The following is a 12,253-nucleotide window of genomic DNA, read 5'->3' as shown; positions in this document are numbered from 1 at the left end:
TTCAGGCCGGGACGCCGCTGTGAAAGCGAAATGCCGTATCCGGCATGGTGATCAGTTCGGCCTCGCGCTCGGCCAGGAAGGCGATCCGCTCGTCGATTGGCGACGGCGCCAGCCGGCGCGCCAACATCAGGTAGTCCTCGTAATGTCTTCCTTCCGACTTAACCAGACCGCGGTAGAACTTGGCAAGTTCATCGTCAAGGTGCGGTAGAAGTCGTGCGAAGCGCTCGCAGCTACGCGCCTCGATCAGGGCACCGATGATCAAAAGGTCCACCAGCCGACCCGGCTCTTCCCCCCGCAAGTGCCGACGCAGGCCCTCGGCGTAACGAGAGGCGCTGAGATGGCGGTACGTAATGCCTCGCGACGCCATCAGCCTGACCACCTGCTCGAAGTGGAGCAGCTCCTCGCGGGCCAGCTGGGACAGCTTGGTCAGCAGCAGCGGCTGGTCCACATACCGATAGAGCAGACTCATCGCCGTCGAGGCGGCCTTCTTCTCACACTGGGCATGGTCGATGAGCAGCACTTCCGGGTTCGCCAGCGCCCAGTCGACCCAGGCGTCGGGGGTGGCACTGCACAGGAAGTCGAGGAGGCCGGCGGGCAACAGGTCGTCGTGGGCGGGGTCGGCAAGCATGGCAGTCATCTGGGGGTCCGGCGTATTGAAGGTTCAGGAGTGGTGGTGATTCAGGAGGGTGACATGGCGTGCCTCGGCGGCGGCCATCAGCTCGGCGGCGAGGCACGCATACAGAGCCGACGCGTCCAACGGCTCACGAGGCATCAGACCATAGCGGGACAGGTCGTGGATCCGCCCGCGCCCCACCCGCAACAGCTCCACGGCCCGGGACAGGGCGGGCTGATCGGCGCGGAAGCGGATGCGATGCCGCCGAAGCTGGGCCTCGAGGGCGGCGGGGTCCACCACCCTCAGGTGACGACCGGCCACTCGCTCGCGCAAGGCGTCGAGCTCTGCCATGCGCCGCTCGCGCTCCTCCCCCGCCAGGGCGGGCCAGTCACGGATCTCGTCATCGATCCGTTGACAGCCTCGGCAGACGCGATCGCCCACCGTGGTCGAGCACAGCCCCACACAGGGGGAGGCGATACGCCCCGCCATCGACCGCTCCTTGTGCCTGCGTTGATCGAAAGCTCGCATGGTAACGCGTCGCCCCGGCGCTGACACCCCATAGACGCCGACGACCAAAGTTCAAGGCCCGTCACCATGGGCGTTCTTAACATTGTCGACAGTTTCTTCTAGAATGGCGCCATCGTTGACCGTGTTGATTCACGCGCCGAGCCATCTCGTGCGACGGCCCCGTCGCGCGCCCGACTCGGCTATCACAACCAATGAGGGCCACCACGTGCTTGAAGCCTATCGCCAACATGTCGAGGAGCGTGCCCAGGCCGGCGTTCCGCCGAAGCCCCTGAACGCCGAGCAGACGGCTGCCCTGGTCGAGCTGCTGAAGAATCCCCCCGCCGGGGAAGAAGAAGTCATTCTCGACCTGCTCACCAACCGCGTGCCGCCGGGCGTCGACGAGGCCGCCTACGTCAAGGCCGGCTTCCTGACGGCCATCGCCAAGGGCGAGGCCGAGTCCCCGCTGATCGACCGCGTCCACGCGGTGAAGTTGCTGGGCACCATGCAGGGCGGCTACAACATCGCCAGCCTGGTCGAGCTGCTCGACGACGAGGCGTTGGCCAAGGAAGTGGGCGAGCAGCTCAAGCACACCCTGCTGATGTTCGACGCCTTCCACGACGTGGAGGAGCGCGCTCGCGCCGGCAACGTCGTGGCCAAGGACGTCATCCAGTCCTGGGCCGACGCCGAGTGGTTCCTCTCTAGGCCCGCCCTCGAGGAGAAGATCACCCTCACCGTCTTCAAGGTGCCCGGCGAGACCAATACCGACGACCTCTCCCCGGCCCCGGATGCCTGGTCGCGCCCGGACATCCCGCTGCATGCCAACGCTATGCTCAAGAACGAGCGTGACGGTATCGCCCCCGAGGTGCCCGGCACCACCGGCCCCCTCGCGCAGATCGAGGAAGTGAAGGCCAAGGGCTTCCCGGTCGCCTACGTGGGCGACGTGGTGGGCACCGGCTCCTCACGCAAGTCGGCCACCAACTCGGTGCTGTGGTTCTTCGGCGACGATATTCCCTATGTGCCCAACAAGCGCGCCGGGGGGTTCTGCTTCGGCGGCAAGATCGCGCCGATCTTCTTCAACACCATGGAAGATTCCGGCGCCCTGCCGGTGGAGATGGACGTCTCTGCGCTTGCGATGGGCGATGTCATCGACGTCTATCCCTACGCGGGCAAGGTCTGCAAGCACGGTACCGACGAGGTCGTCACCACCTTCGAGCTCAAGACCCAGCTGCTGCTCGACGAGGTGCGTGCCGGCGGCCGCATCCCGCTGATCATCGGCCGCGGCCTGACCGCCAAGGCCCGCGAGTCCCTGGGCCTCGCCCCCTCCGACGTCTTCCGCCTGCCCGAGCAGCCGGCCGACACCGGCCGCGGCTACACCCTGGCCCAGAAGATGGTCGGCAAGGCCTGCGGCATGGACGGCGTGCGCCCGGGCATGTACTGCGAGCCGAAGATGACCACCGTGGGCTCCCAGGACACCACCGGGCCGATGACCCGGGACGAGCTCAAGGACCTGGCCTGCCTGGGCTTCCAGGCCGATCTGGTGATGCAGTCCTTCTGCCACACCGCGGCCTACCCGAAGCCGGTGGACGTGGACACCCACCACACCCTGCCCGACTTCATCATGAACCGTGGCGGCGTCTCCCTGCGTCCTGGCGACGGCATCATCCACAGCTGGCTCAACCGCATGCTGCTGCCCGACACCGTGGGCACCGGTGGCGACTCCCATACTCGCTTCCCGCTGGGCATCTCCTTCCCGGCCGGCTCCGGCCTGGTGGCCTTCGCCGCGGCCACCGGCGTGATGCCGCTGGACATGCCGGAATCGGTGCTGGTGCGCTTCAAGGGCCAGCGCCAGCCGGGCGTCACCCTGCGCGACCTGGTCCACGCCATCCCCTACTACGCCATCCAGCAAGGCCTGCTGACCGTCGAGAAGTCGGGCAAGAAGAACGCCTTCTCGGGCCGTGTGCTGGAGATCGAGGGCCTCGAGGACCTCACCGTCGAGCAGGCCTTCGAACTCTCCGATGCGTCCGCCGAGCGCAGCGCCGCCGGCTGCACCATCACCCTGGGCGAGGACTCGGTCGCCGAGTACCTCAAGTCCAACATCACCCTGCTCAAGTGGATGATCGCCAACGGCTACGGCGACCGTCGTACCATCGAGCGCCGCATCCAGGGCATGGAGGAATGGCTGGCCAACCCGAGCCTGATGCGCGCCGACCAGGACGCCGAGTACGCCGAGGTCATCGAGATCGATCTCGAGGCGCTTAAGGAGCCGGTACTCTGCGCCCCCAACGACCCGGACGACGCCCGCCTGCTGTCGGATGTGGCCGGCGAGAAGATCGACGAGGTGTTCATCGGCTCGTGCATGACCAACATCGGCCACTTCCGTGCCGCGGGCAAGCTGCTCGAGAAGCAGCCGGCCGGCAGCCTGAAGACTCGCCTGTGGCTGGCGCCGCCGACCAAGATGGACCAGCACCAATTGACCGAGGAGGGCTACTACGGCATCTACGGTCGCGCCGGGGCGCGCATGGAGATGCCGGGCTGCTCGCTGTGCATGGGCAACCAGGCCCGGGTCGCCGCCAAGAGCACCGTGGTCTCCACCTCGACCCGCAACTTCCCCAACCGCCTGGGCGACGGGGCCAACGTCTACCTGGCCTCGGCGGAGCTGGCGGCCGTGGCCGCGGTAGAAGGCCGCCTGCCCAGCGTCGACGAGTACCGTCGCTACATGGGCGAGTTCGATGCCATGGCCGGCGAGATCTACCGCTACATGAACTTCCACGAGATCGAGGAGTATCAGAACGCGGCCTCCAGCGTGATTCCGGTCGCCCAGGAAGCCTGAACCCCGGTGTTGTGACCACGTTAGTTCGACTCCGATGCTCGCACCATCGAAGGCCGCCGTCCGCGGTGGCCGGAGCCGATGACCGAAGCGCCCCGTCGGGGCGCTTTTTTTATGCCTGGTGGCCGCACGCCCGACCAGACGGTGTTCCCTTTGCGCCGTCGCATGGCATCATCGGGTTATCGATATTGCCGACAGGAGCCACCCCATGAGCCAGATCATCACTCCGGACATCTGCGATGCCTATCCCGAGGTCCAGGTCCTGGACCCGATCTTCGTCAACATCGGCGGTATCGAGGCCTTCTTCGGCCCAGTGCGTACCGTGAAGTGCTTCGAGGACAACTCCCGGGTCAAGGAGGCGGTCACCGAGTCCAGCGAGGGTGCGGTACTGGTGGTCGACGCCGGCGGCTCCACCCGCTGCGCGATGCTCGGCGACATGCTGGCCGAGCAGGCCGCCGGCAACGGCTGGGCCGGTATCATCCTGTACGGCTGCGTGCGCGATGTGGACATCCTGGCCGAGACAGAACTCGGCATCCAGGCCCTCGGCGCCCATCCGCGCAAGAGCGAGAAGCGCGGCGAGGGGCAGCGTGACATCCCGGTGACCTTCGCCGGGGTGACCATCGCCCCCGGCCAGTGGCTCTATGCGGACAACAACGGCATCCTGGTAGCAAAGACCCGCCTGGCGCTGGATTGAGCCAGGACGCCCGCCCGTCTTGTTACGGGCGTGGCCGCCCTTCTGACCTCCTGGCCGAGACACGGTGACGCCCATGCTCGCCCTGTCGCAACTGGGGGGCGATGTACTGCGCAGTCTGCGTGATCACCTGCGCCCGCTCATCGCCTACCACCTGTTCTTCACCCTGCTGGCCTCCAGCCTGCTGCTGCCGACCGCCGGCTGGACCCTGGCCTACCTGCTGGGCCGGGTCGGCGGGCCGGTGATCACCAACGCCGAGCTGATCGACACCCTGGTCAGCCCGGGTGGCATGCTCTGGCTGCTGGCGGCCCTCGGCCTGGCCTTCCTGGTGCTCTACCTGCAGCAGGCCGGCATGACCCTGGTGGCGGTACGGCCTCGCGATCACCACGTGCGCCTGGCCTTCGAGGCCCTGTGGGCCTGCCTGCGCCGCCTGCCGTCCCTGGCGAGCCTGGTGGTACTGCAGGTGGGCAGCCAGCTGCTGCTGGCCCTGCCGACCCTGCTCGCGGTGCTCGCCCTGCATGATGGGCTGCTCGGCCATCTGGACCCCTACTATGTCCAGCAGGTCCGCCCGCCGGTCCTGTGGGGATTTTTTGCCGTCGCCCTGCCCGTGGTGCTCGGCTGGGCCCTGGTTGCCGCCCTGCTCTATACCCGCTGGCATCTCGCCCTGCCGATCCTGATTCTCGAAGGCGTGTCGGCGCGCCGTGCCCTGCGGCGCAGTCAGCACCTGACCCGCGGGCGCGGGCGACACATCGCCCTGTCGATCCTCGTGCTACTGGCCGGGATCCTCCTCCTGCCGCTGCTCGCGACGCTTGTCTTCGACAGCCTGTTCACGCCGCTGCTGCACCGCCTTCCCGAGCGTGATGCCATCCTGGTACCGGCGATGCTGGGCTACGTCAGCGCCTATCTCCTGCTGACCCTGGCCATCACCTTCATCGGCATCGCTGCCAATGCCCTGATGGCCACCTGCCTGTACCTGCGCCTGGCCCATCGCCAGCCACGCCCCCCGGCTCCCCCTCCCGGCGCCCACCCGGGGCGCCTGGCCTGGATCGTCGAGCTGGCCGTGCTGCTCTTCGCCATCGGCCAGGCCTGGCTGATCATCAACCGCTTCGAGCTCCACGAGGATGTCGCCATCATCGCCCATCGGGGCAGCTCGCTGGCGGCCCCGGAGAACACCCTGGCCGCAGTGGAGCAAGCGATCGCCGAGGGAGCCGACCTCATCGAGGTGGATGTCCGGCTGACCGCCGACGAGGCGGTGGTGCTCTACCACGACGCCACCCTGGCGCGCCTCGCCGGCGATCCTCGGCGCCTCGATGCGCTCGACCGCGAGACCCTCGCCACGGTGGACGTGGGCAGCTGGTTCGGTGATGCCTACGTGGGGGAACGCATTCCCGGCCTGGACGAGACGCTGGCGCGCATCCGTGGGCGCGCCGCCCTGATGATCGAGCTCAAGCCAACCCCGGGCGACGGCACGGTCCTGGTACGCCGGGTGCTCGAGGTGCTGGCCGAGGAGGTCAGGTGGCGGCGCGCCTGTCGCCATCGCGCGCCTGACCGGATCCAGGCGGCGGCCTGTGGCGACCCGCAGGTCCTGCGCCGGATGGGCCTGGCGACCCTGTCCTATCGGCTGCTGCGCGAGATCAAGCGCCAAGCGCCCGAGGCCCGCACCATCCTGCTCGCCCAGCTGGTCATGCGCGGCACCCTGCCCCGGCGAGGCTTCGATGCCCTGGCGCTGCGCCACAACCGCATCGACGAGGACGAGATCCGCCGCGCCCGCCACTACGGCTATGCGCTGTACGCCTGGACCATCAATGATCCGACGCGGATGTCACAGCTGATCGATCTCGGCATCGACGGCATCATCACCGACCGGCCGGCCCGGCTGGCCGCCCTGCTGGCAGAGCGCCGCCGGCTGGGCGACGGCGCCCTGATGCTGGTGAAGCTGCGCAACTGGCTACGGGACTGAGACGCTCGGCTCACGCCCCTATCACTCAGTCGCCCATTACTACGCCCTCCCGGCGGGGGTCGGCGCCCCCGAAGAAGCCCGCCTCCGTGCGCCGGATCGCCTGCAGGCCGCTGGTCAGCTCACGTGGGTCGATCTCGTGGCCGCGCTCGGCCAGCGCCTGTCGCGTCGCCTCGGAGAAGTGCCCCTCCTCCAGGTAGACGGTCCCCCCCAGGGTGATCGCATGGGGCAGGTCGATCGCCTGCTGGGCATCGAGCCCCCAGTCCAGCATCGCCGCCAGGGTCCTGGCCGTATAGTGGATGATCGCCGCCCCGCCCGCCGAGCCCAGGCTGGCCACCAGCCGCTCTCCTCCCCGATCGAACACCAGGGTGGGGCTCATGCTGGAGCGCGGACGCTTCTCGGGCTCGACACGGTTGGCGATGGGTGTGCCGCCCTCATCGCGGGGCAGGAAGGAGAAGTCGGTCAGCTCGTTGTTGAGCAGAAAGCCCCCCGGCATGCCGGTGCCACCATCGGCCAGCATCCGGGCCCCGAAGGCCTGCTCGATGGAACTGGTCAGGGCCAGAGCATTGCCATGGGCATCGACGATGCTGACATGGCTGGTCCCATGCTCCGGCTGGGTGGGCTGCACCGCCCAGGTGGTGGACAGCGAGCCGGGGTTGCCCGGCTTGGCGCCGTCGCTGCCCAGGCTGGTGTCCGCCTCGATCAGCTTAGCCCGGGCCTCGAGGTAGTCGGGATCGAGCAGCGTGGTCCAGTCCCCCCCGGGGGCCTCGACGAAGGCCGGGTCGGCGATATAGCGGTTGCGGTCGGCGAAGGCCAGGCGCGAGGCCTCGAGGAAGCGGTGCAGCCAGTCCACGCTCGGCCGCTTGTCGGCCGGCGGCGCCTCGAGGGGCGGCAGCTGCTCCAGCATGCCGAGGATCTGCATGACCGTAAGGTGCCCCGACGAGGGCGGCGGGAAACCACAGACCCGGTAGGCCAGCCAGTCGGTACACAGCGGGTCGCGTTCCATGGCCGTGTAGGTGGCCAGGTCCTCGCGACTGAGACGGCCGGGCATGGCGGGATGGCCCTGTACCCGGGCCACGATGTTCTCCGCCACCGGGCCGGTATGCAGGGCCGTGCTACCCTGCTCGGCGATCCGCTGGAGGATCACCGCCAGGGCCGGGTTCTTCAGGGTATGCCCGACCGGCAGCGGTTCGCCCTCATCGGTAAAGAAGAAGCTCGCCGCCCGGGCATCCTCGAGCAGGTCGGGGGTATCGGCCAGGCTCTGATGCAGCCGGGCACTCACCGGGAAGCCCCCGTCGGCCAGCGCGATGGCCGGCTCGAACAGCGCAGCCCAGGGCAGGCGACCATGGGCCTCGTGGGCCATCTCGAGCATCCGCAACGTCCCGGGGACCCCGACGGAGCGACCGCTAGTCACGGCCTCCATGAAATCGAGCGGCTTTCCCTCACCATCCAGGAAGAGGTTCTCGTCCACCGCGGCCGGCGCCGTCTCCCGGCCATCATAGGCCTGTACCGTCTCGCCATCGAAGTGCATCAGAAAGCTCCCCCCACCGATGCCGCTGGACTGGGGCTCCACCAGGGTCAGCACCATCTGCACCGCGATGGCGGCATCGAGGGCGGAGCCGCCCGCCTTGAGCACCTGATAGCCGGCATCGGTGGCCAGCGGGTTGGCCGCCGCCACGGCGAAGGACTCGGTAGACCAGCCGGGCTTGTCCTCGAACCCGGAGCCGGACTCGGGCGAGATCGACGGGCGATCGTACTCGAAGGACGTGTCGGCCAGCGCCGCTGCCGGCAGCCAGGCCATCAGGGCACAGAAGGACGCCACCCGCAGGTGACGGGGAAGCGTGGCGAACGGACATGACATGCTCGGGACTCCTTGTCGTGAAGGAAAGGCCATCCCGAGACAGCATAGCGGGGCTGTCTCAGCCCCGACAGCGCCAGCCGGCCAGCAGCGCCAGGCTGGCCAACCCCAGCAGCACGGCCGCCGTCCACCCCAGGCCGTCGACCAGGTGATGGTAGCCAGCAGGGGGCTCGTGGGCCCGATAAGCGAGGCCATGCTCGGCCAGTCGGCTGCCGCCGTAGAGCAGCAGCGCCAGCAGGCCCAGTGGCAGAGTGGATCGGCAACGGGCCAGCCCGCGGGTCAGTCGCCACGGAGCGGGCGAAGACGCACCGCCTTGGCGCTTCGACACCTGGCGCCCGCGGGCGCCAGGTGTCGTCGACGACTTGCGCCTCCCCCGGCGCCGGGCCGACGCCGGAGCCGGTCGCAGACGTCGACGCAGCCAGTGGCCGGCCTGATAGAGCCCCCAGGCCAGGGTAAAGAGGACGGACAGTGCCAGACCGCCCATCACCAGAAAGTATGCCATGTGGCGGGCCCTCGTGGTCGGCTCGAAAGGCCCCATCTTGCCAGAATGCCGCCGCCTTGTGGGGCGGCGGGCGATGACCGCACCGCTCAGGGCACCACGATCACCGGGAGTGGCAGCCGTGTCAGCAGCTCGGCATCCTGGCCGAGTAGCCGGGCGAGCTGCGGACGGTGCAGCAGCAGCCCCCCCTTGTCGGCCCGTGCCAGCCGACGCTCGAGTTCCCGGGCATCCTGCGTGTTCAGTACCTCCACGGTGTCGAACAGGGTCGACAGCGCCTCGGGAATGGACAGCCGGTCATCGCCGGCCTGCTCCGGCGCGTCCAGAACACGCAGTGGCCCCCGGGCCAAGGGCAGACGCTCGTCCCAGATGATCACCGTGCAGGGCGCCTCGACGATCAGCGCGCGACTGGTGGAGCCCAGGCGCGCGCCCCAGTGTCCCGAGAGTCCGGCTTTGCCGAGCACCAGCAGATCGCCCGGCCCGGCCAGCGACAAGGCCTCGCTAACCACTCGGCCGCGACTGACCCGCAGCTCGTGATGCACTTCCCGACCGATCACCGCAGCCTCCAGCGCCTCGGTGACACGCCGCGCCTGATGGGCGAGGCTGGCTTCCAGGTCGGACCGCGACAGCCGTCGCGCCTGGCCGGAACAGGCACCGATCTCGCGAGCGAAGGGAAAGCCGGTGCTGCCCAGCAGGTCCTGGTCCTCGACGAAAAGCGCCACCAGATCGGCATGCCGGCTCACGGCGAGATCCACCGCGGCCGTGAGCGCAGCCAGGCTGTGGCGGGAGGCATCGAGCAATGCCAACACCCGCACCACCGGCGCCTCCTCGGCCGTTCCGGCCGCATCACGCTCGACCGGGTGACGGCGCGCATCACCGTTCATCGTCATGATCACCCTCCCCGGCAACACCGTACTCCTCCCGCTCCGCCTGCCGCGTTTGCTTCACCACTTTGCGGAAATGCGCCAGGCGCTTTGCCACCTTCGCATCGAGGCTGCCCTCTGGGAAATGCCCCTGAGCGTCGGGCTCACCGATGGGCAGCCCGGTGAGCAGTGCCAGCGCCTCATCCACCCGGGACACGGCAAAGATGCGAAAATGCCCGGCTTCGACCGCCTCGCGAACCTCCGCCTTGAGCATCAGATGCTCGATATTGGCCGCCGGCAGGATCACCGCCTGCCCCTCGAGGGGACCCCGCGCCCGACAGATATCGAAGAACCCCTCGACCTTCTCATTCACGCCCCCCACCGCCTGCACTTCACCATGCTGGTTGATCGATCCGGTCACGGCGAAGGATTGAGCGAGTCCTTGGCGCGCGATGGCCGACACCAGTGCACAGATCTCCGCCACCGAGGCACTATCGCCCTCGACACCACCATAGGATTGCTCGAAGGCCAGGCTGGCGGAAAGCGACAGTGGGTCTTGCCCGGCATAGCGACCGGCCAGGTAGCGGGAGAGAATCATCACGGCCTTGGAGTGGATACGTCCCCCGGTCTTCGCCTCCCGTTCGATGTCGACAACCTGGCCGGAGCCGGGCCGGGCGGTGGCGGTGATGCGACTGGGCTGGCCGAAGCTGGCCCCCCCCAGTTGCACCACCGACAGCCCGTTGACCTGGCCGACAACCTCGCCGCGGATATCGATCATGACGATGCCGCGGTCGATCATCTCGTGGCTGCGGTCCCGGAGACGTCCTGCCCGCCACAGCTGCTGCTCGATGGCCTGCTCGACATGTTCACGGCCGATCACGCTGGTTCCGGCCTGCTCGGCCCAGTGATCGGCCTCCCGCACCAGATCCAGCAGATCGCGATGCCGCGCGGTCAGCTTGCGCTGGTCCTCGGACAGACGGCTGGCCCGCTCGATCACCGTGGCCACGCCGCTGCGGTCCAGGGGCCGCAGCGCCGCCCGCTGCGCCAGGGTCGCCACCATCCGGGCATAGAATGCCTGATGGGTGTCGTCACGATCGAGCTCGTCCTCGAGATCGGCCTGCACCTTGAACAACTCCAGGAACTCGGGGTCGTGCTCGCAGAGCAGATAGTAGAGCCGGCGCTCGCCGAGCAATACGATCTTGATATCCAGCGGGATCGGCTCGGGTTCCAGGGTCACCGTACTGATCAGGCCATAGGCCTGTTCCAAGGACTCGGTGCGGATCTCGCCGGCTTGCAGCACCCGCTTGAGGGTTTCCCAGGCCCCCGGCTGGGTCAGCACGCTGCGCACGTCGATCACCAGATAGCCACCATTGGCCCGGTGCAGGTCACCGGCACGGATCAGCGAGAAGTCGGTGAGCAGGGTGCCGTTGTGCACATGGTGCTCGATGCGACCCACCAGATGCTGGTGGCTGGGCAGGCCCTGGTAGATCACCGGTGCGCCCTCGGCATTGGCATTGTCCACCAGCAGGTTGACCTGGAAGCGGCTGAACAGCGCCTCGGGCGGCACTTCCGGCTGCTCGGCCTGGAAGGACTCGACATGTTCCAGAATCGACTCGCGAATCGCCTTGAGGTGCGACAGCACCCCCGCCTGTTCGCGGTAGCGCTTCTCCAGATCACCGATCGGCCCGTCGATCACCGATTGCAGCATCTCTTCGCTGAATGCCTTGAGTTCCTTGCGCAGCTCCTTGGCGAGCCGCGGCATCTGGCGGATTTTCTGGGTCAGCTTATGCTGGAGTTCCTCGACGGTGCGCTCGATGCGCTTGCGCTGGTCCTCCGGCAACTTCTCGTAGTCGTCCGGTGACATCATCTGGTCGCCATCGGCCGGGGCAAAGGTGAAGCCGTTGGAGGTCGACATCAGCAGGATACCCTGGTCGCGGGCCTCACGGCGCACCTCCTCGATGGCGTTGCGCTGGCGCTCGCTCATGGACTGCTTCATCTCCTGCACGCGGTTCTGATACTCATCACTCTCGAACACCGCGGGGATGGCATTGCGCAGGTCGTCGATCAGTTGGTCGATGTCATCGCGTAGCTGTCGCCCGTTGCCGGGTGGCAGGGACAGGTGATAGGGCCTCGAGGGATCGTCGAAGTTGTAGAGATAACACCAGTCATCGGGGGGCGAAGCGGCCTTGGCCTTCTCGGCCAGGAAGCGCGAGATCAGGCGGCGCCTGTCATGCCCCGGCTGGCCTAGCACGAAGAGATTGAAGCCGTCACTGCAGATGGTGGTGCCGAAACTCAGCGCATCCCGGGCGCGCTGATGGCCATCAAGCAGATCCAGAGGCTCCAGTTCGCTGGTGACCTCGAAGTCGAAGATATCGGTCGGGCAGGTCCGATATACCTGTGCTACCCCGAGAGGTTCCATCATGGCATGCCTCCTTTGCAGA

At 67.9% G+C, this 12,253-nt stretch carries 9 protein-coding genes; 3 read left to right on the top strand and 6 right to left on the bottom strand.

From position 1 onward, the window contains the following. Window position 1 precedes the first annotated feature (1 nt). On the bottom strand, window positions 2-628 hold the full coding sequence (locus FHR94_RS01100) for a MiaE family protein (protein ID WP_425485343.1): 627 nt from the start codon (window positions 626-628) through the stop codon (window positions 2-4). A 33-nt stretch (window positions 629-661) separates the two neighbouring features. Next, window positions 662-1,102 carry a DUF1289 domain-containing protein gene (locus tag FHR94_RS01095; protein WP_183323663.1) on the bottom strand — a complete coding sequence of 147 codons (441 nt, stop codon included), beginning with the start codon at window positions 1,100-1,102 and terminating at the stop codon, window positions 662-664. A 244-nt stretch (window positions 1,103-1,346) separates the two neighbouring features. Between FHR94_RS01095 and acnB the strand changes: the two genes are divergently transcribed. From acnB to FHR94_RS01080, 3 genes are all read left to right on the top strand, one after another. After that, window positions 1,347-3,950, top strand: a complete 2,604-nt coding sequence (gene acnB, locus FHR94_RS01090) for a bifunctional aconitate hydratase 2/2-methylisocitrate dehydratase (protein WP_183323661.1) — start codon at window positions 1,347-1,349, stop codon at window positions 3,948-3,950. Window positions 3,951-4,155: 205 nt separating this feature from the next. Continuing rightward, window positions 4,156-4,641, top strand: coding sequence for a ribonuclease E activity regulator RraA (rraA, locus tag FHR94_RS01085; protein WP_183323659.1), 486 nt, complete (start codon window positions 4,156-4,158; stop codon window positions 4,639-4,641). A gap of 73 nt (window positions 4,642-4,714) precedes the next feature. After that, window positions 4,715-6,598 (top strand): glycerophosphodiester phosphodiesterase family protein, encoded by a 1,884-nt coding sequence (locus FHR94_RS01080; protein WP_183323657.1) that lies wholly within the window; start codon window positions 4,715-4,717, stop codon window positions 6,596-6,598. Window positions 6,599-6,623: 25 nt separating this feature from the next. Here FHR94_RS01080 and ggt read toward each other — a convergent pair whose 3' ends face one another. From ggt to FHR94_RS01060, 4 genes are all read right to left on the bottom strand, one after another. Further along, a complete protein-coding gene (gene ggt / locus FHR94_RS01075) occupies window positions 6,624-8,396 on the bottom strand; it encodes a gamma-glutamyltransferase (protein WP_183323958.1) in 1,773 nt (590 codons plus the stop codon). A gap of 118 nt (window positions 8,397-8,514) precedes the next feature. Continuing rightward, window positions 8,515-8,955: a hypothetical protein gene (locus tag FHR94_RS01070; RefSeq protein ID WP_183323655.1), complete on the bottom strand. Its 441-nt coding sequence runs from the start codon at window positions 8,953-8,955 to the stop codon at window positions 8,515-8,517. An 86-nt stretch (window positions 8,956-9,041) separates the two neighbouring features. Further along, the gene (locus FHR94_RS01065; protein ID WP_183323653.1) at window positions 9,042-9,839 is read right to left on the bottom strand and encodes a universal stress protein; all 798 of its coding nucleotides are present in this window, start codon (window positions 9,837-9,839) and stop codon (window positions 9,042-9,044) included. After that, window positions 9,823-12,234: a Lon protease family protein gene (locus FHR94_RS01060; protein WP_183323651.1), complete on the bottom strand. Its 2,412-nt coding sequence runs from the start codon at window positions 12,232-12,234 to the stop codon at window positions 9,823-9,825. The genes FHR94_RS01065 and FHR94_RS01060 overlap by 17 nt, the downstream gene beginning before the upstream one ends. Window positions 12,235-12,253: the final 19 nt, after the last annotated feature.

It is taken from the genome of Halomonas cerina (genome assembly GCF_014192215.1).
In the GTDB taxonomy this organism is placed as follows: Bacteria; Pseudomonadota; Gammaproteobacteria; order Pseudomonadales; family Halomonadaceae; genus Halomonas; species Halomonas cerina.
Note: the sequence above shows the minus strand (reverse complement) of the source record. Positions and strands in the feature narration are given on the sequence as shown.

Excerpts from the sequence above, each read along its gene's own strand:
- FHR94_RS01060 (WP_183323651.1), bottom strand. The coding sequence starts at position 12,234 with ATGATGGAACCTCTCGGGGTAGCACAGGTATATCGGACCTGCCCGACC.
- FHR94_RS01080 (WP_183323657.1), top strand. The coding sequence starts at position 4,715 with ATGCTCGCCCTGTCGCAACTGGGGGGCGATGTACTGCGCAGTCTGCGT.
- FHR94_RS01065 (WP_183323653.1), bottom strand. The coding sequence starts at position 9,839 with ATGACGATGAACGGTGATGCGCGCCGTCACCCGGTCGAGCGTGATGCG.
- FHR94_RS01095 (WP_183323663.1), bottom strand. The coding sequence starts at position 1,102 with ATGGCGGGGCGTATCGCCTCCCCCTGTGTGGGGCTGTGCTCGACCACG.
- FHR94_RS01100 (WP_425485343.1), bottom strand. The coding sequence starts at position 628 with ATGCTTGCCGACCCCGCCCACGACGACCTGTTGCCCGCCGGCCTCCTC.
- FHR94_RS01070 (WP_183323655.1), bottom strand. The coding sequence starts at position 8,955 with ATGGCATACTTTCTGGTGATGGGCGGTCTGGCACTGTCCGTCCTCTTT.
- rraA (WP_183323659.1), top strand. The coding sequence starts at position 4,156 with ATGAGCCAGATCATCACTCCGGACATCTGCGATGCCTATCCCGAGGTC.
- ggt (WP_183323958.1), bottom strand. The coding sequence starts at position 8,396 with ATGGCCTGGCTGCCGGCAGCGGCGCTGGCCGACACGTCCTTCGAGTAC.